This window comes from Paenibacillus sp. OSY-SE (assembly GCF_000283315.1).
Lineage (GTDB): Bacteria > Bacillota > Bacilli > Paenibacillales > Paenibacillaceae > Paenibacillus_B > Paenibacillus_B profundus.
The window spans coordinates 1-19,218 of record NZ_ALKF01000204.1 but is presented as its reverse complement, the minus strand read 5'-3'; the positions used below and the strand labels follow the sequence as shown (position 1 = coordinate 19,218).

General features: G+C 51.3%; 17 protein-coding genes. 1 reads left to right on the top strand and 16 read right to left on the bottom strand.

Annotated elements, in window-relative coordinates:
• Positions 1-1,079 precede the first annotated feature (1,079 nt).
• The 4 genes from spoIIR to ychF form a co-directional block, all read right to left on the bottom strand.
• Complete coding sequence (gene spoIIR, locus A372_RS0130015) at positions 1,080-1,847, bottom strand: stage II sporulation protein R (RefSeq protein WP_019424644.1); 768 nt, start codon at positions 1,845-1,847, stop codon at positions 1,080-1,082.
• 219 nt (positions 1,848-2,066) lie between these two features.
• Positions 2,067-3,008, bottom strand: coding sequence for a peptide chain release factor N(5)-glutamine methyltransferase (gene prmC, locus A372_RS0130010; RefSeq protein WP_019424643.1), 942 nt, complete (start codon positions 3,006-3,008; stop codon positions 2,067-2,069).
• Entirely contained in the window at positions 3,005-4,078 is a 1,074-nt protein-coding gene (gene prfA, locus A372_RS0130005) for a peptide chain release factor 1 (RefSeq protein WP_019424642.1), read from the bottom strand. The genes prmC and prfA overlap by 4 nt, the downstream gene beginning before the upstream one ends.
• A gap of 82 nt (positions 4,079-4,160) precedes the next feature.
• The gene (gene ychF, locus A372_RS0130000; RefSeq protein WP_019424641.1) at positions 4,161-5,261 is read right to left on the bottom strand and encodes a redox-regulated ATPase YchF; all 1,101 of its coding nucleotides are present in this window, start codon (positions 5,259-5,261) and stop codon (positions 4,161-4,163) included.
• A gap of 322 nt (positions 5,262-5,583) precedes the next feature.
• On the opposite strand from ychF, the gene A372_RS35070 reads away from it, so the two are divergent.
• Positions 5,584-5,727, top strand: coding sequence for a hypothetical protein (locus A372_RS35070; RefSeq protein WP_192813649.1), 144 nt, complete (start codon positions 5,584-5,586; stop codon positions 5,725-5,727).
• Positions 5,728-5,822: 95 nt separating this feature from the next.
• On the opposite strand, the gene A372_RS0129990 is transcribed toward A372_RS35070, so the two are convergent.
• From A372_RS0129990 to A372_RS0129935, 12 genes are all read right to left on the bottom strand, one after another.
• On the bottom strand, positions 5,823-6,998 hold the full coding sequence (locus A372_RS0129990; protein ID WP_019424639.1) for a hypothetical protein: 1,176 nt from the start codon (positions 6,996-6,998) through the stop codon (positions 5,823-5,825).
• A 304-nt stretch (positions 6,999-7,302) separates the two neighbouring features.
• On the bottom strand, positions 7,303-7,500 hold the full coding sequence (locus A372_RS35065) for an AbrB/MazE/SpoVT family DNA-binding domain-containing protein (RefSeq protein ID WP_019424638.1): 198 nt from the start codon (positions 7,498-7,500) through the stop codon (positions 7,303-7,305).
• 109 nt (positions 7,501-7,609) lie between these two features.
• Positions 7,610-8,581 carry a hypothetical protein gene (locus A372_RS0129980; protein ID WP_019424637.1) on the bottom strand — a complete coding sequence of 324 codons (972 nt, stop codon included), beginning with the start codon at positions 8,579-8,581 and terminating at the stop codon, positions 7,610-7,612.
• Positions 8,582-8,767: 186 nt separating this feature from the next.
• Positions 8,768-10,144 carry a sodium-dependent transporter gene (locus A372_RS0129975; protein ID WP_019424636.1) on the bottom strand — a complete coding sequence of 459 codons (1,377 nt, stop codon included), beginning with the start codon at positions 10,142-10,144 and terminating at the stop codon, positions 8,768-8,770.
• Between the two features lie 165 nt (positions 10,145-10,309).
• Complete coding sequence (locus A372_RS0129970) at positions 10,310-11,086, bottom strand: carbohydrate ABC transporter permease (protein ID WP_036705691.1); 777 nt, start codon at positions 11,084-11,086, stop codon at positions 10,310-10,312.
• 162 nt (positions 11,087-11,248) lie between these two features.
• Positions 11,249-12,139, bottom strand: a complete 891-nt coding sequence (locus A372_RS0129965) for a carbohydrate ABC transporter permease (protein ID WP_019424634.1) — start codon at positions 12,137-12,139, stop codon at positions 11,249-11,251.
• A 32-nt stretch (positions 12,140-12,171) separates the two neighbouring features.
• A complete protein-coding gene (locus tag A372_RS0129960) occupies positions 12,172-13,548 on the bottom strand; it encodes an ABC transporter substrate-binding protein (protein WP_019424633.1) in 1,377 nt (458 codons plus the stop codon).
• 678 nt (positions 13,549-14,226) lie between these two features.
• Complete coding sequence (locus A372_RS0129955) at positions 14,227-15,054, bottom strand: energy-coupling factor transporter transmembrane component T family protein (protein WP_019424632.1); 828 nt, start codon at positions 15,052-15,054, stop codon at positions 14,227-14,229.
• Positions 15,051-16,760, bottom strand: a complete 1,710-nt coding sequence (locus A372_RS0129950; protein WP_019424631.1) for an ABC transporter ATP-binding protein — start codon at positions 16,758-16,760, stop codon at positions 15,051-15,053. The genes A372_RS0129955 and A372_RS0129950 overlap by 4 nt, the downstream gene beginning before the upstream one ends.
• Positions 16,761-16,800: 40 nt before the next feature.
• A complete protein-coding gene (locus A372_RS0129945) occupies positions 16,801-17,364 on the bottom strand; it encodes an ECF-type riboflavin transporter substrate-binding protein (RefSeq protein WP_026011377.1) in 564 nt (187 codons plus the stop codon).
• A 366-nt stretch (positions 17,365-17,730) separates the two neighbouring features.
• Positions 17,731-18,774: a type 2 isopentenyl-diphosphate Delta-isomerase gene (gene fni / locus A372_RS0129940; RefSeq protein ID WP_019424629.1), complete on the bottom strand. Its 1,044-nt coding sequence runs from the start codon at positions 18,772-18,774 to the stop codon at positions 17,731-17,733.
• Positions 18,775-18,857: 83 nt separating this feature from the next.
• On the bottom strand, positions 18,858-19,218 hold a 361-nt coding region (locus A372_RS0129935), incomplete at its 5' end, for an L-serine ammonia-lyase, iron-sulfur-dependent, subunit alpha (RefSeq protein ID WP_019424628.1).

Sequence of the window (19,218 nt, the reverse complement as noted above, 5' to 3'; positions counted from 1 at the left end):
TTTGTTAATTGTTATTTGTCATCGTTTAGCGTTTGGCGTTTACCGTTTAGCGTTTATTGGCCGTTTACAAGTTGTTTGTTTGCCGCATTCTAGTTGCTGTCTATTACTTGCTCGTTGTTTTACCGGGTCTTGTAGATGATTTAAACTGAGCGTCTCACTCTGTTCCCATACTGTAAAAGTACATCCCGTTCAAGCCTTTTTCTAAAAATAAACTCCATGAGATGTAAAAGTTCAGGTGATCCCCTTCGTATCGCACAAATAATGGATAAACTAACGGATCTTTACGTACTTTTGCATTAGAAAGGTAAACAAGACGCCTTTAGTCGATTGTGAAAAACTGCAAGAAGGTAATGTTGTTGCATCGCAAGAAAAGATGCCGAAGGAGCTTCGACATCTTTTCGTTCACGTTCCTTTGCTTCTTCATTAGTTGTACCATAAGAGTCGGAGGATCGTCCAGTTATAGCATAATTACGCAGTTAGTTGCGTATATAGCGAAAACAGCATATATCATATTCATAGCATGCAGTGTTCATATTAAGTTTTCATTAGAATGCACAACACACGTATACAGTGGTCAAAGGCATATCGTTTTCACATTAATAAAAAATAATTGCAGCAATTGATTACAAAATGTATATCAAACTATATAAGTTGAACTGCATTGTTTGCCCCGCTCGAAGTAAGTCCCATTGGAAAACATACAGTAGAAAGTACCAATTAGTCGGTTAAACCGCATTTAGACTGTATTTCGTACAGTGGATCTGCTGTTTTTCAGCGTTTGCTGTGGAATGAGAGACAAAGCATTGGATGAACTCCAATGAAACCTGACCGTAAAAAGATATATGTGCTGTTCCGTTGGATAAAATCCAATGGAGGATTGGAAAAGGAGTACAGCCTAGCGTTCAGCCGTATGAATATCATCGCACACAATCAATTACTCGGAAGGTTTATAGTTCAACTTATATAGATATCATCCAAAAATGAGCCGAGTGTATAACGAATGCACTATTGAAAATAATCTGAATAATTATTTTGAAAATATGATTTCACAAATAATTTGAATATATGAAAGGCATATCTTATCCGACTAGAGCAGTCCACACTTCAGAAATCCATTGAAGCAAAGTGACAAGCATATCCCATAAGAAAAATCGGACTTCGGTCGTATCCTCAGCGGCACTCGGATCGTCGTTTGCAGCGTCACTTGCAGCACCCCCCGCTACACCTGCTTGCTGCACTTCGGCCGTTTTTCCCGCTTGCAGGTCGCCGCTTGCTGAACCTTGTGCCGTATCTCCATCAATAAAGCAGAGCGGCGGGAACAGCACGCACCACCAATTCTGCCCTTCGCCTGCCCCCAACGTCACGAGCAGCGCCTCATACATGCCGGCAGGATACACGTTGCCGCCGTACCATTTTGCCGGGAAAGACACTTCGCCTAGCTCCAGCTTCGCTTCGTAAGGCATGTCTTGTTCGGCGAGCACGTCTGCCGCCGCCTGCGCCAGCTCATCCATATGCTTCGCAATGAGCGCCTGGGACTCGTCCCGTGATTGCGGTGCAGCTTCATGCTGCAGCCAGCCGTTAATCTGCTCGACGATCGCATCGCGCACCATGCGCTTTACTTGCTGGTCCCGATCCGTATCGGAGTTCGCCAGCACCCGCAAGCGTATCGCATCCTCCGGAATCACGTCATCGGCATTCCGACCTGAAGCTTCTTGTAAGGCCGCATTTGCCTTCAATTCCTGAACTTCACCTATAGCCGCATCCACACGGCCAATTTCCCAACGCATCAAAGCTCCCGCTGCCATCGCGACAAGTGCGAGACCGAGTACGAACACACGAATCTTCATGTTCATTCTACTCCTTGTGAGGTTGGGCGCGCCTCTTGTCTATCATTATGTCCGGCAGTCAGGTGATTAAACCTAGCAATTTCGATTTTCATAGAAAAAAAGATAGAGTCTCTCCGATCCGGCAGCCATAAGGAAGGCGGCACAGACGCGAAAAACTCTATCTCCGAAATAAATCGAATTATTCAATGCGCGTGCTGCGAATCATTGCACATTGCGCAGCTAACGCACGCCGATGACGTGGCGCTCAATGCCCGCCAAGTCAGGCACAATGACGAGCTTCGAGCCGTAGCCGGCGCTCTTCAGCAGCGCGGCTACGTCGTGGGCCTGTCCTTGGCCCACCTCGAAGCCAATCAGGCGCGGCGCCGCGCCAAGCAGCGGCAGCATGGCGACGAGACGGCGGTACGGGTCGAGCCCGTCCGCACCGCCGTCCAGCGCCGTGCGGGGCTCATAATCGCGCACCTCGCGCATGAGCCCCGCCAAGTCGCCGGCCGGAATGTACGGCGGGTTGGACACAAGGATGTCCAGCCCGCGGCCGGCGAACGGCGCCAGCAGGTCGCCCTGCAGCCACGACAGGCGCGACGCCACGCCGAGGCGCTCCGCGTTACGCTCGGCTACCCGCAGCGCCGCCGGCGAAATATCACCGGCCATTACGCGCCACGCCGAGCGCAGGTGCGCCAGCGTGCACGCAATGGCGCCGCTCCCCGTGCCGACGTCCGCCACCTCAAGCGGCGCCTCCTCCGGCCAGAGGCGGGCCGCTTCCGCGATGACGGCCTCCACGAGCAGCTCCGTCTCCGGCCGCGGAATCAGCACGTCTGGCGTCACCTCGAACGGCAGGCCATAGAAATGCTGCCAGCCGATAATATATTGCGTCGGCTCGCCCGCAGCCCTCCGCGATATCGCCTCCTCGAAGCGGCCGATCACCGCTTCCGGCAGCGCATCCGGCAAGGCGACCAAATAAGCCGCACGCTCCATCTCCAGCTCATGCCGCAGCAGCAGCTCGGTATGATGCGCAGCGTCATCCACCCCGCTCGCCGCTAAAAAAGAAGAAGCCTGCACCCAGGCTTCTCGAATCGTCGCAGGCACAACGAGGTGAAAGCGCAGGGCCGGATTGCCGGTTCCCTGCGTCTGTCCTTCACTCATCGATCTGCTGTGCTCACTCATGCATGATTCTCCTTTTCAAGGAGCTCCGCTTGTTCCGTCAACGTCAACGTTTGAACAATTTCTTCCATATCCCCATTCATCACCTGGTCGAGCTTGTGCAGCGTCAACCCGATGCGATGGTCCGTCACGCGGCTTTGCGGGAAGTTGTACGTCCGAATCCGTTCACTGCGGTCACCTGTACCGACCTTGCTCTTCCGCTCGCCTGCGTATTTCGCTTCCTCTTCTTGCCGCTTAACGTCGAAAATACGCGCGCGTAGCACTTGCAGCGCCTTCGCTTTATTATCATTCTGTGATTTGCCGTCTTGGCACGTCGCTACGATTCCGGTCGGAATGTGCGTGACACGTACGGCTGACTTCGTCGTATTGACGGACTGTCCGCCCGCGCCGGAGGAACAGAATGTATCGACACGGATATCCTTATCGAAAATCTCCACTTCAAAGTCTTCGATTTCCGGCATAACCGCTACCGTCGACGTGGACGTGTGGATGCGGCCGCCCGATTCCGTAGATGGAATGCGCTGCACGCGATGCGCACCGCTCTCATACTTCAGCTTGCTGTAGGCGCCTTTGCCGGATACCAAGAAGATGACCTCTTTGAAACCGCCCAAATCGCTGATGTTGGCTTCCATCAGCTCCGTACGCCAGCCTTTCGTATCCGCATAACGTGTATACATGCGGTACAAGTCGGCCGCGAACAACGCCGCTTCGTCGCCGCCGGCCGCGCCGCGAATTTCGACGATGACGTTCTTGTCGTCGTTCGGATCCTTGGGCAGAAGCAAGATGCGAATATTCTCATCCAACTCAGCTTGGCGCGCGCTCAGTTCTTCAATTTCCATCTTCACCATGTCACGCATTTCATCGTCCAGCTTCTCTTGCAGCATTACTTTCGCCGCCTCCAGCTCGCTCACAACAGACTTATATTCCATATAAGCCTCATAAGCTTGCTGCAAATCGGACTGTTCCTTCGAATATTCACGCAGCTTCTTCGGATCGTTCGCCACGTCCGGATCACACAACAATTCACTCAATTTATCATATCGATCCGCAAGGGATTGCAGACGGTCCAACATAATACGATCACCTCTCTCATGCTTCAATCTCCGGCTTTAACACCTATATTCATCAGCCTTGCAACTCGCGCAAGGCGTTCATCTAAACATTAAAGCGGAAGTGCATGACGTCACCGTCTTGCACGACATATTCTTTTCCTTCCAAACGAAGCTTGCCTTGCTCCTTCACCACGTTCATCGAGCCACCTGCAACCAGGTCATCATACGATACGACCTCGGCACGAATAAAGCCACGTTCGAAGTCAGTATGAATGACACCTGCCGCTTGCGGCGCCTTCATGCCTTTGCGAATCGTCCAAGCGCGCACCTCTTGCACACCCGCGGTGAAGTACGTATACAGGCCGAGCAGGCGGTAAGCCGCCTTGATGAGCCGGTTCAAGCCCGATTCATCCAAGCCCAGCTCCTGCAGGAACATCTCTTTGTCCTCGCCTTCCAATTCGGCGATTTCCGCTTCCACCTTCGCACTGATAGGCACGACTTCCGCATTCTCAGCCACTGCGAATTCGCGCACCTGCTGCACATATGGATTGGATTCCGCATCTGCCACACCGTCTTCGCTTACATTCGCCGCATATAACACAGGCTTCATCGTCAGCAAGTGCAGATCGCGCACCAGCAGCTTCTCATCATCGCTCAAATCCATGCTCCGCGCAGGCTTATCATTATAGAGCGTGTCTTTCAAGCGCTCAAGCACTTCGGCTTCCTGCGCATACTTCTTATCGCCGCTCTTCAAATTCTTCTTCGTGCGATCAAGACGCTTTTCTACCGATTCGAGATCGGCCAACACGAGCTCCAGATTGATTGTTTGAATATCGCTTATTGGATCAACCTTGCCGTCCACATGCGTAATGTTCTCATCTTCAAAGCAGCGCACTACATGCACGATCGCGTCCACTTCACGAATATGCGCCAAGAACTTGTTGCCAAGCCCTTCGCCTTTGCTCGCGCCGCGCACAAGACCTGCGATGTCTACGAATTCGAACGCTGTCGGAACCGTACGGTTCGGCACGACCAATTCCGTCAATTTGTCCAGACGATCATCCGGCACTTCCACCACGCCGACGTTCGGGTCGATCGTACAGAACGGGTAGTTGGCAGATTCTGCGCCTGCTTGCGTTATTGCGTTAAACAATGTAGATTTGCCAACGTTCGGCAATCCGACGATACCAGCTTTCAGTGCCATTTATAATTACAACTCCTTAATATAGTTCTATTTCGATAATGATTTCGATTATTTCGTTCGTTGCAATGCCGTTTCGATGCCTATAAATACGTGCAAAAATTCCTTAACCATTATAACCAACAACGCACAAAAAACCTAGTCATCGACTAGATTTTTTCCATATTGTCAACATTTTCTCGTGCTTGATTACAAAAAGCGTTTCGATTCTGTCACACGTTCACGGATAGCATCTGGATAGCATCTTTCTAATTTGCTAACAATAGGGCGGAGCATCCTGAATGAGATGGATGACATCTTACATCGAAAGAAGGTCAAATTCATCATGGAAAACAAGACACACCGAGGAAATTACACTGGCACCACCAACATGAAAGTGAAAAACCAAGATATGGCCTTTGTCAATGATACATTGGAAGGAGCCAAAACCGTTACCCCCTATCAGCACAAAAAGAAAAAGACGGACTAGTCCCGTCTCGGCATCATCAATATAGTCATTTCACGTTCTTAAATATCTCGCGGGTGTTCCTTCTCAGTTGAATGCTGGGCCAGGAATACCCCGCTTTACGTAATAAAACGATACAACTGCCGTATGACACGACTTACGCCGTAACGCTCTGCGTTCGGCATCTCCACTTGATGCTGGAGACATAATTTGATGGCGCGCGAAACGTTCGACGGAAGAGATATTTCTTCCCCCTTTTCCGCAACAGGAACGCCATTCACAGGAAACAACGAGAGCAGCATGCCGTCCGCCACGAGCATCGGGCCGTTCCAATTCCATTGCAGCAACTCTTCATCCCACTGTACGGTCGACTCGCCAATCTCCCATATCACTTTGCGCGAGCGCAGCTGATGCGCATGAATACATTTTTCAAGCGCCTCCAACCAGAACACCGCTCGCTCTTCGATCGAAGTGCCGTCCTGAAATAGGTAACAGGCAGCCTGCGCGCATAGCGAGGATATTGCCCCATCTGCCCAAGGAAATTGGATTCGATCGAGCCGCGGCAGTGCACAACCTTGCAGCAGCTTAGCCGTTACCTGTAAAGACTGAGCTTCGGAAGCCGTTAACACTGCGCAGACAGCGCGTACCGTCTCATACAGATCGTCGTCGCGATGCTGACCGAACGCAATCGATGGATTGAATGGCTTACCTGAACGCCGGCGATGATCGGCAAGCGCGATGAGCGCGTTCAGACGAAGCCGGGAAGTCTCCCCATAAAAAGCGGCACGCAGCAGCTTATTTTCCACTTGAGGGTCATCCCATTGCAGCAGATGCAGCACATATACGACTTGAATTGCCGTTAATTCCTCTTCCTCTACTAATACAGACCATTCCGCATAACGGCCGCGCAGCGTATTGTGCCAGTGCCGCGCCACCGCTGCCGCCGCACCATTCTCTTCCTCCACCCCATGACTATGGCTGCTGCAGTAACACAGCGGGGTGACACCGAAAGGGAGCGGATTCGACATAGCGCATCGCAGCACCTGCGCAATACCGTTCAGGATCGTTGCCTTGGCGACCGACTTGTGACGTATGGTCAAAATATCAAGCAGCGGATCAATCAGAGGAAAGGCTGCTTCATCCACATCGTTGTCCCGGCAAATCTGCTCAAATAAAGCTTGAGCCGCTTCCGCGGACTGTTCCTTTGATCCGTTCTCTATGACACAGAGTAATTCCGGCATATTGTCTTCCGAGCCGAATGCCTGAATCCATCCCGCTTCATTAGCCATGCCCATTTTCTCTACGCCTCCATAAGCCACCCCTATTATAGGGGCCGTGGTTTTAATTTCCATTATATCATTTCATGTCAACTATGGAACTGTTTTTATCGAAAAATGTCGAATAATCGTGAAATGAATAGGTATATTCTATTATTTTATGTCCGTTGTTTCAAACGGAAAGAATTCGGTGATTATATAATAGCATGACATTCTCCCCCTTTTTCTTGAATAGACGATAACGGAGCAACCCTTTCGGCAACAGTGAGCTGCAGGGGTTGTTTCTTGTTTAACAACAAAAAAAGGTGCAGGGATACAATCCCTACACCGATATTTTCGTCTTCTCTTTTATTCTATTGCGGTTAGATGCGTCAGCGACCTTGCGAATGACAATTTCTCCAGTCTGCTCCCTAACTTCCATTTCAAACAAATCTCCGTATTCTGCTTTCAACTTCGACAAAATATCCTTTGTCAGGATAAGGCCGAAACTATTGCCAATACGCAGCAATTTGCGCCGCACAAAGCTTCACCACCCTCGTTTCGTTGTACAGTCGATTATTCATTTTATATACATTACCCAGCATCGGCTGCATGCAAACAGAGATACGAAGAAATGGTGATTGATGAAGTTAGTTCGCTACGACAATTTGGTAAGCATAGCTCTGCGGCGGCAACGACATCGTCATAATTTGAGCATGGAAGCCGATGATTTTCTGTCCAGCCTTCAAATCCTTGGCGTCAAGCTTCTCGCCGGATTGATTAACGATGACTGTATTCTCGTCCGTGGTCAACACAATGCCGCTCACTTGACCCCCATCAGCTTTCACATCGACAGCAACCGTTGTTTTCCCGTCATATTTATTCACTTTGCTAATCGTGCCTTCTTTGCGAACCGTTTCTTCCTTTACGACAATTGAGACGGCATGGCTGATTGGCGGCAGACTTCTCGTCATGACCGGGCTGTATTCCACTTCCACGCGTACGTCCTGCTTCAAGGCATCCTTCGTCAGCGTCTTGCCGGATTCATCCGTAATCTTTGTCTTATCGGTAATATTCAATATTATCGGATATTCCCCAATAATTGAGATGCGGTCTTTGCCCGCTTCTGTAATGACACCTGATGTCTTGAACTCTTCTGTCGCATCCGGACGCTCGACGACAAATTTCTCCGCATTCACCTGAGGCGGGATGCTGCTCGTCATGGCGGAACCATAATAAGCCGTTACCGTCCAACCTTCATTAAGCGCCTGCAACAGGTCTGCTTGCTTGCCGTTTTGATCGACCACTAGCGTTCCTTTGGCGAACACAAGCCGAAGTTCATCTATATTTTGCGTCTGCGCGGATTTTCCTTTCATCATCACATAAGCGCCGCTTTTCGTATACGTAATTTGATCGATGGTCCCTTTGGTCGAGAACGATTCCTGCTGCTCTGGCTTCTTCACGTCCGTTTTATGGATTGTGATGTCTGAACTCTGTTCCGCTGCCGGGCTCACTACCGTGCCCTGTACTTGGTCTGCCTTCGCTGCCGCTGTCAGCGGGAGCGCCGCCATAACCACTACACACGTCGTCAACAACATTTTCACCCAAGCTTGTCTCTTCATATCGAGTTCCTCCTGCATTCCAGTTCGTTTTTTATTGAATGTGGCGTTTCTCATCCCGGGATTTGTTTCTTTTTCAACCTCATAGACGGGACGACTTGCAAATATGTTGCATGAAAATGCATTTTTTTCTCGAAATATAAAAAAAAAGCCTCTCCCCTAAGACGGAGAAAGGCTCTCTTGCCGACGTTATACGAGGCCGACAGATGAAAGGAAAATCAAAATAATTAAGACAGGCGCGACAATACGCATCGTGAATAGCCAAATTTTCATCCCCGACGATCGCAATCCCGTTTCACTGCCCGCATCTTTCCATACGTAACCGACCAACAGCGTAACGAATAAGCCGCCAAGCGGCAGCATGACGTTCGACGTAATGAAGTCGAGCCAATCGAACAAATTACGCCCGCCGAACTTAACATCGCTCCATGCTCCTCCAGCGGCAAGCGTACACGGCAGCGCAATGACATACATGGCAAGCACGACAGTGGTTGTCGCTTTGCCGCGGGTGAATCCGAACCGCCGAATCAAATAAGAGACTGGAACCTCTGTCAGCGACAGACACGAGGTAACCGCCGCGATAGCCAGAAGAATAAAGAACAGCCCGCCGAACAAGCTGCCGTAAGGCATGGATGCAAATGCAGCCGGCAAAGTAACGAATACGAGTCCAGGTCCGGAATTAGGCTCGATGCCAAACGTGAACGTCGTCGGAAATATAATCAAGCCGGCGATCAACGCATACGTCAAGTCTCCAGCGCCAACGGCCAACGTCGCGAGCGGCAGCGACTGACGCTTATCTACATAAGCGCCATACGTCAGCATGGCTCCCAGACCCAGCGATAGCGAAAAGAATGCGAGACCGAGCGCCGCTAACGCAGATTGAAAGGTTAACACGGAGAAATCGGGATATAAGAAATATTTGATTCCTGCGGCAGCTCCGTCCAACGTGAGCGTACGCACGAGCATGATAAGCAAAATAAGCAAAAGTCCCGGAATGACGATTTTATTGAACTTCTCAATTCCGCCGGAAATCCCCCGCGCAATAATGAAACCAGACAGCGCCATGACGACGATTTGCCAAATGATCGGCCACATGCCGGCTGTAAAAGCGGTAAATTGCTGTTCGTAGTTCGGATTGTTGAACAGATTGCCGGTTAGGGATTCTACCGCATAATGCAGCGTCCAGCCTGCAATGGTGCTGTAGTAGGTCATGATGAGGAACGCCGCCAAGACGGCGACGAAGCCGAGCGCGCCCCAGCCTTTCTTATTGGAAAGCTTCGTGAATGAGGTTACCGCATCGCCGCGCCCTGCCCGCCCGACGGCTAATTCCCCAAGCAGAACCGGCAAACCGACAATGAGCAGACATATTATGAACAGGAGAAAAAAGGCTCCGCCGCCATTCTGGCCGGTAACATACGGAAATTTCCACATGTTGCCCAAGCCGACCGAACTGCCGATAGCCGCCAATATAAATCCCGAGGAGCTAAATTGTTCCGACTTTTTGGAACCCGATTGGCAGGAAGACTTCTGTTGCGAATGTTGTTGAGATTTTCCTTGTGTTGGCATGTTGTCTGTAACGCACCCCTTCCGATCATATCTATGATGCCTTGGCGGCAGATATAGACTTCATTTTATTGAAAAAATGGCCAACCTGCTAAGGTAAAATTTCACAACATTAATTCTATTTTATAAATTTCTTTCATCTTTCACATTTTATTTATATTTTACGTGCTACTTGATGCCGGAATGCATAAAGCTGTTAATAAATTTCCGTTGAAAAAGCAGAAATCCGATGAGCAGCGGAGCGACGACGAGCAATGTGGCCGCACTCACTTCCGCCCACTGCGCGCCCGTCTCGAACGATTGGGCGAACATGGCCAAGCCGACGGTAAGCGGGCGATTCTCCACCGAGTTCGTCACGATAAGCGGCCAGAGGAAGTTGTTCCACTGATAGCTTACCGAAACGACGGCGAATGAAATATAGACCGGAAGCGAGAGCGGCACGAAGATGCGCCACAAAATACCTAGCCGGGAGCATCCTTCGACCATCGCCGCCTCTTCAAGCTCCAGCGGCATCTGCTTGAACGTTTGGCGCAACAGAAAGATTCCGAAGGCCGATGCAAAGTAAGGCAGCATAATCCCAAGCTTCGTATCGAGCAAACCGAATTCTTTTAATACATGATAGTTAGAAAAAATAAGCACGTCTGCCGGCACCATAATCTGCACCAAAAACAGCATGAACACGACATCACGGCCAAAGAAGCGCAGACGCGCAAAGGCATAGGCGGCCAGCGTTAAGCTAAATAGTTGAACGGCGAGCACCCCGCCAGCTATCGTCAGCGTGTTCAAATAATACTGAGCGAACGGCGCCCCTTCCCATACACGGGCAAAATGTTCGAAAGTCCATTGCCACGTCAAGAATGAATTCATCCCTGCGTCTTTCGGGCGGAACGCTGTCCAGATGACCCAGACGAACGGAATGAGCCAGACGACGCCGACGGCCAGCATAACCAAATGCCATATCCCGCGTGCGGCGCGTTGCTTCAGACGTCCGATTCGCAGCTCGCGGTCCGTTCGTGCGCCAATCCCGGAATGACGGTCTAGGCTGAATTTGACCGCGTCCGCTCTGTCCAATTCATCCGATTTCCCCATAAAGCCTCGGAGCCCCCTCTATTGATAATGAATTTTGCGATCCCAGCCGAAAAATTGAAGGGAAGACAAAATAAGCAACACCGCAATCATAACGACCGTCATCGCCGCTGCCATCCCTTGGTCGTAGAAGCTGAAGGCCGTGTCGTAAATATGATAGAGCAGCAGATTGCTCGCATTATCCGGCCCGCCTTTTGTCATTATCCACAAATGGTCGACCAGCTTGAAAGCGTTCGTTAACGCGACGACCCCCACAAACAGGGTTGTCGGCATCGTCAACGGTATCGTAATTCGTGTAGTCACCTTCCATGCGCCAACGCCATCCATAGAAGCGGACTCATACAAGTCCTTCGGAATGTTCTGAAGACCAGCCAAATAAAAAATCATGAAATAGCCGGCTTCCTTCCAAATCATCATCACGATCATAGCTCCCATTACCGTATCTGGATGACCGAGCAGATTCATATCCGCACGCCCTACCCATTGCGCCAACTGCGCCAGCAGCCCGTACTGCGGGGTATAAATAAACAACCAAATGTTAGCCACCGCTATCATCGGAACCATATTCGGATAGAAGAAGGCAACGCGGGAGAACGTCTTGCCCGCCATTGCTTTGTCCGCGAAGAGCGCCATCAGAAATGCCAAGATCATAGACGTCGGCACCGTGCCGACAGCAAACCACAAGTTGTTGCTGAACACCTTCTGGAACACCGGGTCGGAAAATAGGAACGCATAATTGTCCGCTCCGTTAAAGACCGGCTCCGGCACGGCCAAGTCCGCTTGAAACAGACTTAGCCACGCCGTCTTCAGCATCGGATAATACGTAAACAAAATTAGAAATAACAAGGATGGCAGCAGCAAGGCCCAAGCGAATCCGTTGCGCGCGAGCCGTTCTTTCCATGTGACGCTCATCCGCATCTAGTCCTCCTTGTGTGGACACATTGTTATTTATTGAACGGCTTGAGCGCACGCTCCGCTTCTTCTTGCGCCTTCTTCAATGCGGTCGCGGCGTCGGTCGTTCCAGTCAGGACAGCCTGCACCTGATCGGTCAGCGCTTTGGACACTTTGCCGTTGTTATGTGTAGACAATTCCGCATATGCATGTTCTAACTGGTCGCGCGCGACGACCGATTGCGGAAAATCTGCCGCATAGGTCTTCATGACGCCCGTCTCATAAGCTGATTTCCGTACTGCAACATATCCCGTATCAATACTCCATTGTGCCGCCTGCTCCGGCTCGGTCATGAACTTGATGAATTCCCATGCAGCCGCTTGCTTCTTCGGATCAATATCTTTAAATATGTACAAATTCCCGCCGCCTGTCGGAGATCCATACTGCTTGCTCATCGGCAGAAAAGCGACTCCGAAATCGAACTTGGCGCTATTTTTAATATTGGTCAGGTTGCCGGTCGTATGAATCATCATCGCCGTCCTCTGCTCCAGGAAATCAGTCGGAACGGTGGCCCACTCAATGACGCCATCCGGCATTATCTTATGCTTGAGAGACAGGTCCTGCCAGAATTGCAGCGCTTCAATATTTTCCGGAGTATCGAAAAATACTTTTTTGCCATCCTGCGTCATCAAGTTCTGCTTCGGGTCGCTCATGTTCTGTAAAGCAAACTGCTGGAACATCCAATAAGCAAAGCCGGAGCCCGGAACCTCGATGCCATGGCGTCCTGCTTTCTTTACCTTCGCTGCAACTTCGACAAGATCCGCCCACGTTTTCGGCGGTTGCTCTGGATCCAGACCGGCCTCCTTGAAGACATCCTTGTTATAATAAAGCACGATCGTGCTGCGTTGGAAAGGAATGCTATACGTCTTTCCCTCCACTTGCGAGTTCGAAAGAAAAGCCGGATAGAAATCTTGCAGCACGTCTCCGCTTTCCTTCGCAATGAAATCATCGAGCGGAAGTATCGCATTCGTGTCAAGCATGCTGAACAATTCCGTGGACAGCATCACGGCTACATCCGGCGGCTGCTGCGCTTGAATGCCGGCTTGAATCTTCGTCGTCGTGTCCGCGTAGCTGCCCGTATACACCGGCTTGACCGTAATGTTCGGGTGCTTCTCCGTAAATTTCTTCGTCATGTTCTCAACCACTGACGTTAGCGGTCCGCCTACGGCAATCGGATAGTAGAACGTCAGCTCAATGTTCTCTTCGCCACCGTTCGGCTTCTTGTCGCCAGATGGCTCTGCGCCGCTGATTCCTTGCCCTGCCGCCTTATCGGCAGCCTGCCCTGCGTTCGAGTTTCCCGACTGTCCGCATCCGACCAACATCGTGAAGCAGAGCAGCAGGAGCAGCATCCACTTTGCTTGCATTTGCATGTTACAATTCTCCCCTTCTAACGGCAACGTTCATAATGTGATGGCATGTCATTCACCATCCCCATCTACCATAACTTTCCTCTGGCAAGAGAGTATTAAGCTGATATGAAACTTTTGTTAATTTGTGACAAAAAACGACTGATTCAGGCGGTTCATTACGAGTGTATCCCTCAACACACGGCTTGCTGCAACTAGCGTTACGTGCCTGCTCTTTCTCCGTAAAGAAGATTGCCTTCAAAAGCCCTTTTGTTCACTCTCCCAACTATTCAGAATAATGTGAACCATATCGAATCACCGTTTGAGACAGATAAGTTTAAGCAAAGCGCTCAGAGTCTTCTTACCATTCACGGAATCCTTTCTACCTCCTATCATTAATCTATTTTCCACACCCTGTTCCTCAGAACCATCTCATTCAAATCGCTCCAATAAACTATTACTTCAGCTGCCGAGCTGTTGCGTATCTGAACCAATCACGGCAGCTCGCTAGTCCGTTCATAACATGCACGGATCGATCACTGCGCGCCGAGCCATTCATTGCAATACTGAGAAATGAGGAGAGTGGGCGAAAGGGATGAGCGGAACAGGGGGCAGTGAACACGAAGGATGTTGTAAGATTCGTGGACATTATCTTTTGGATCAAAAAATCGGGCCTCCTCTTGGAGAACCCGATTCAGTAGTTCAATATGGATACCAGAACGTTCCGTAGCCCTGTACTCGCCAAGCTATCGCTGCAATAAGCACGATGAGACTCGTGACGATGACGATATAATCCTCGCGGTGCCATACCGTCGCAGAATACCACGTCCGCTTGGAATGCTTGCCGAAGCCGCGCAAATCCATCGCATTCGAGATCGTCTCAATCCTGTGAAGCGAGGATTGGACAAGCGGAATGGCAATCGAGACGAAATGCTTGAGCCTTTGGCTCAGCGTCCCTTCGCCTTTGCCGAAGCCCAGCCCCCGTGCTTGCATAGCGTTCGAGATGTTGCGGAATTCCGCCTGCATATCTGGAATGTAGCGGAACGCGATGCTGAACGCGTAAGCCACCTTATACGGAACCCCTACCCGGTTCAAGCTGCTGGCCAAACGAGTCGGATGCGTCGTATAAATAAACAATACGGTAATCGGCATAAGCGACATATATTTCATGGATAAGGTCAGTACGTAAACTACCGTTTCAAGCGTAAGCACATTGTATCCCAAATCCAATATGACCGTCGTCGAGCCCGACACTTCACTTCCATAGGCCGGTGTAATGGCAAGCGTAAACAGAGAGTTGAAGATATTGAATACGATCATGAGCCAAACGAGGAGACGGATTCGTTTCCATGGCAGCTTGGCGGACAGCAACATGATGATCCCGATCAGAAAAAGCGGGACAAAGATACGAATATCCTGAAATAAAAAGACGACGACGGTCCAGACAGCCAAGACGATAAGCTTGGCCGCTCCGTCCATGCGGTGGAACAAGGTGTCACTATCGATATAGAGCATTCCAGCCTTACTCATGAATGATTCACCTTCTTCTCCTGCACGATAAAATGACGCACGAACGCTTCCGGTGCGGAGACACCGGTTAAACGCGACAGAGCGCCCAACGACGTTTCTTTCAAATTCGCCTGCGCGATTGCGTCTGTATCCGTCAACACATGCGCGGTATCGCCTACCGCAATCAGCTCCCCGTTGCACAGAACCGCGGCCCGTTCCGTATATTCAAGCGCCAAATGCATATCATGCGTAATAAAAAGAAACGACATGCCGCTGTCGGCCAAGTGCGAGATGAAGCTCATAAATTCGGTATAATGCTTATAGTCCTGTCCAGCTGTCGGCTCATCCAAAATCATCAGCTTCGGCTCCATAACCAAGATGGAAGCTATCGTCACCCGTTTCTTCTGACCGTAGCTGAGCGCAGATACCGGCCATTCCCGATACCCGTACAAGCCGCAGATGCGCAGCGTCTCTTCCACCCGCGTCTTCACTTCATCTTCCGATAAGCCGCGCACGCGCAGGCCAAGGGCGACTTCGTCCCAGATCATCGGCTGCGTAATCATATGATTCGGATTTTGCATCACATAACCGATATGTTCACCGCGGCGGCGAATTGACCAAGAATTGATCGGCTCTCCTTGCAGCCGGATGACTCCGGCATTCGGCTTAACGATGCCGGTCAGCAGATGGGACAGCGTCGATTTGCCTGCGCCGTTGTTGCCGAGCAGCGCAACGCGTTCCCCTATGCCTATCGCAAGGGAAACGCCGCGGATGATTTCCCGTTCCCCATCATAGGAGAAGCGGACATCCTCCATTTCGATGAGCGGAGGATGAGGAACAGACTTTGATGCTGGTTCTGCGCTGTCCGCCCACACTGCCAGACGTTCCTTAACAACAGGGCTGGCGCTCACCTGCGCCAAGGAGGACGGCTTGTCCTTCGGCAGCAAGTCGCAGCCGGCATATTTCAACGCAGAGACGTAAAGTGGTTCCCGCAATCCGTGCTCGCGCATGATGTTGGAGGATAGAATTTCATCCGGTGTTCCCACCTTAACGATTCTTCCCTCTGCCATAATGACGACACGGTCGACAGGCTGCTCCAGCACATCCTCGACGCGATGTTCGATAATGATGATGGTCTTCTCGGTCTGACGGTGAATCTCCTCCATCAGCTCCATCGCATGCTTGCCGCTGGCTGGATCCAAATTGGCAAGCGGCTCGTCGAACAGCAAAATATCCGCCTCCATCGACAGCACGCCCGCCAGCGACACCCGCTGCTTCTGTCCGCCCGATAATTCGTGCGGGCTCTGATCGTGAAGCGGCAGCATGTCAACAATATCGAGCGCATGCGTCACCTTCGGCTTCATGTCCGCCGGTGCCATGCAGTCGTTCTCGAAGGCAAAGGCAACATCTTCGCCGACGGACAAGCCGATGAATTGACCATCCTGATCCTGCAATATTGTGCCGACGCTGCGGCTGATTTCAAAAATGCTGAGGTCGGCCGGACGCTGCCCTCTAAGGGAGTATTCTCCGGACAACGTGCCGCTGTAAGTAAAAGGAATCAGCCCATTGATACAATGGGCCAACGTAGATTTGCCCGAGCCGCTTGGCCCGGCAATGAGTATTTTCTCACCTGGATAAATGTCCAGATTAATTTGTTTCAATGTCGGCTCAGACAAGCTGCGGTATTGAAAGCTAAAATCTCGAAACGAGATAAGCGGTTCCTTCATAGATTCAATAGCTCCTGTCATCATGCTGCAATCTAGCAACCTATTTAAGTACGCGCAAATTCGAGTTGCGACGGTTCAATTTAAGTAATCCAAGCACAGCTGACACACCGAGAATCAAATGTACGGCTATGTTGGCAATGGCGGACGCATAAAATTGCACCCACATTTTGTCCGGCGCCTCGCCAAACAAATAGACATCAAGAATACTGGAAATCCCGTAGCCGACTGCCAAAGCAACCGATCCGGAAATAGCTAGTGTAACGATGTTGCCTTTCGTGGAACGACCTTCATTTACGTTAAAAGAGCTGCTTGCATACACGAGCCCCATTCCTAAACCGGAAATCGCAGAACCGAGCACCCAAGACCACCAAATCGTGCCGCCACCCCATGTTAAATCGGTAATGATATGGCCGATCGCTCCGCTTAAAAAGCCAACGACAGGACCAAACAGCGCGCCGAAAATAGTAAGAATGGCAATGGCCGGGCGCAATCCCGTCTGAGGAACTAACGGTATCGTAATCGTGCTGAGCAAGCCGTACAGAGCAGCTCCAATACCGATAGCGACTACCGTTTTGGTATCAAAGTTGAAAATCGATTGTTTCATCCCATTCAACCCTTTCTTTTCACTCATTATAATATTTATCGACGCTCTCCCGTTCGATGTCCACTATTTACGCACTTATTATCATGAAATCCGAACGTTTGAATGTGATTCCGATCATAATATAAAGGATTTTCCATAGTATGGGTACAGGTTTTATTTACCAAAAATGATGTTTTCAAACACATTTTCAAGATATGAAGGTAAAAAACCGTGAAAAGTGGGGGTTTTATGAACAAAAAGCGTCGATTCCCGTGAAAAGTTTCTGTTTTTCATGACTATTCCAGGTTGATATTTGCAAGAAACAGGCCACAGTTATCAGGCTGCGGCCATTTCTAGTTTATCCCATTGTAACAGGATGATCACTTATTAGACTAGTCGTTCAGTCATTCGCAACTGCTCGATCGTTCGCGCCCCAATGCCGAACATCGCGATGCGCAGCTCCGTCTCCACCTGTGCCAGCACCGCGTCCACCGCTGTTTCCGAATCGGCCGCCGCCGCAAGCAAGGAGCGTCCGAAGCCAGCTGCGTTCGCACCCAGAGCGAGCGCCTTGGCCGCATCGACGCCAGTGCGGAGCCCGCCGCTGGCCACCACCATGTGGTCAGGCAACGCAGCGCGCACCTGCCGCACGCTCTCTGCCGTAGGAATCCCCCAATCGGCAAAGGCCTCGGCAGCTTGCCGGCGAATCGGATCCGGGAGCCGCATCTTCTCGACTTGACTCCAGGAGGTCCCTCCCGCTCCGGCGACGTCGATGAAGGCGACGCCCACCTCGGCCAACTGCTTGGCCGTGTCCGCCGCTATCCCCCAGCCGACTTCTTTCACGCCGACGGGCACTTCCAATGCGCGGCACACTTCCTCGATACGGTGAAGCAGCCCGGCAAAGTTCAAGTCGCCTTCCGGCTGAAACACCTCCTGCAGCGCATTGAGATGCAAAATGAGTCCGTCTGCCTGCACCAGTTCCACTGCACGGCGGCATTCATCCGCCCCCATGCCCATATTTAACTGCACCGCGCCCAAGTTCGCGAACATAGGAATCGTCGGCGCCAAATCGCGCATCTGGAACGTGTCCGCGACGCCTGGATTCTCTACCGCCGCCCTCACTGAGCCGACGCCCATCGCCCAGCCGCGCGCTTCCGCCACGACGGCCAAGCGACGGTTAATCGACGCCGTATGGCTGCTGCCTCCCGTCATCGAGCTGATCAAGAGCGGCGTCCGCACCGGCTTGCCCAACCAAGCGGTAGCAAGATCAATGTCGCGATAGTCAATGTCCGGAAGCGCCTGATGCACAAAGCGGTATCGTTCCAGTCCCGTTGTAATGCCAATACCGTTCACCGGCTCCTCCAAACAGATGCGAACATGCTCTGTCTTGCGCTGCCCGGTCAATCCCCCCAGTTCGGGCTGTCGCTCTTGCATTTTGGTACCCCCTACAGATCTGGAGTCCAACCATTCGGACTCCAGATCTTTCATTTATCTCGTTCATTCAGCGATAATTTCGTTTATTTTGTCGTCTGATCTCCAAAAATTTGCTGCTTCAACCGCTGACCTGTCGGAGTGGCAGCCAAGCCCCCGCGCGCAGTCTCCTTCAGCGTAGTAGGCATCGTCTGTCCAATGCGGAACATCGCCTCGATGACTTCGTCGCACGGAATGACGCTCTCCACGCCGGCAAGCGACATATCTGCCGCCACCATCGCAATGGCCGCGCCCATGGCGTTGCGCTTCACGCACGGCACCTCGACCAAGCCTGCAACAGGGTCACAGACGAGGCCGAGCATGTTCTTCAGCGCGATCGCCATCGCATGCGCCGCTTGGCGCGGGCTTCCGCCCGCCAGTTCAGTAATGGCTGCCGCCGCCATACCT

What these genes read in the sequence shown, in the direction of transcription:
- spoIIR (WP_019424644.1), bottom strand. Translation starts at nt 1,847, where the DNA reads ATGAAGATTCGTGTGTTCGTACTCGGTCTCGCACTTGTCGCGATGGCA.
- A372_RS35070 (WP_192813649.1), top strand. Translation starts at nt 5,584, where the DNA reads ATGGAAAACAAGACACACCGAGGAAATTACACTGGCACCACCAACATG.
- A372_RS0129975 (WP_019424636.1), bottom strand. Translation starts at nt 10,144, where the DNA reads ATGCCAACACAAGGAAAATCTCAACAACATTCGCAACAGAAGTCTTCC.
- A372_RS0129945 (WP_026011377.1), bottom strand. Translation starts at nt 17,364, where the DNA reads ATGAAACAATCGATTTTCAACTTTGATACCAAAACGGTAGTCGCTATC.
- fni (WP_019424629.1), bottom strand. Translation starts at nt 18,774, where the DNA reads ATGCAAGAGCGACAGCCCGAACTGGGGGGATTGACCGGGCAGCGCAAG.
- prfA (WP_019424642.1), bottom strand. Translation starts at nt 4,078, where the DNA reads ATGTTGGACCGTCTGCAATCCCTTGCGGATCGATATGATAAATTGAGT.
- A372_RS0129990 (WP_019424639.1), bottom strand. Translation starts at nt 6,998, where the DNA reads ATGGGCATGGCTAATGAAGCGGGATGGATTCAGGCATTCGGCTCGGAA.
- prmC (WP_019424643.1), bottom strand. Translation starts at nt 3,008, where the DNA reads ATGAGTGAGCACAGCAGATCGATGAGTGAAGGACAGACGCAGGGAACC.
- A372_RS0129955 (WP_019424632.1), bottom strand. Translation starts at nt 15,054, where the DNA reads ATGAGTAAGGCTGGAATGCTCTATATCGATAGTGACACCTTGTTCCAC.
- A372_RS0129970 (WP_036705691.1), bottom strand. Translation starts at nt 11,086, where the DNA reads ATGCTGGCCGTCGGCGTCGTCTGGCTCATTCCGTTCGTCTGGGTCATC.
- A372_RS0129965 (WP_019424634.1), bottom strand. Translation starts at nt 12,139, where the DNA reads ATGAGCGTCACATGGAAAGAACGGCTCGCGCGCAACGGATTCGCTTGG.
- A372_RS0129960 (WP_019424633.1), bottom strand. Translation starts at nt 13,548, where the DNA reads ATGCAAATGCAAGCAAAGTGGATGCTGCTCCTGCTGCTCTGCTTCACG.
- A372_RS0129980 (WP_019424637.1), bottom strand. Translation starts at nt 8,581, where the DNA reads ATGAAGAGACAAGCTTGGGTGAAAATGTTGTTGACGACGTGTGTAGTG.
- A372_RS0129950 (WP_019424631.1), bottom strand. Translation starts at nt 16,760, where the DNA reads ATGAAGGAACCGCTTATCTCGTTTCGAGATTTTAGCTTTCAATACCGC.
- ychF (WP_019424641.1), bottom strand. Translation starts at nt 5,261, where the DNA reads ATGGCACTGAAAGCTGGTATCGTCGGATTGCCGAACGTTGGCAAATCT.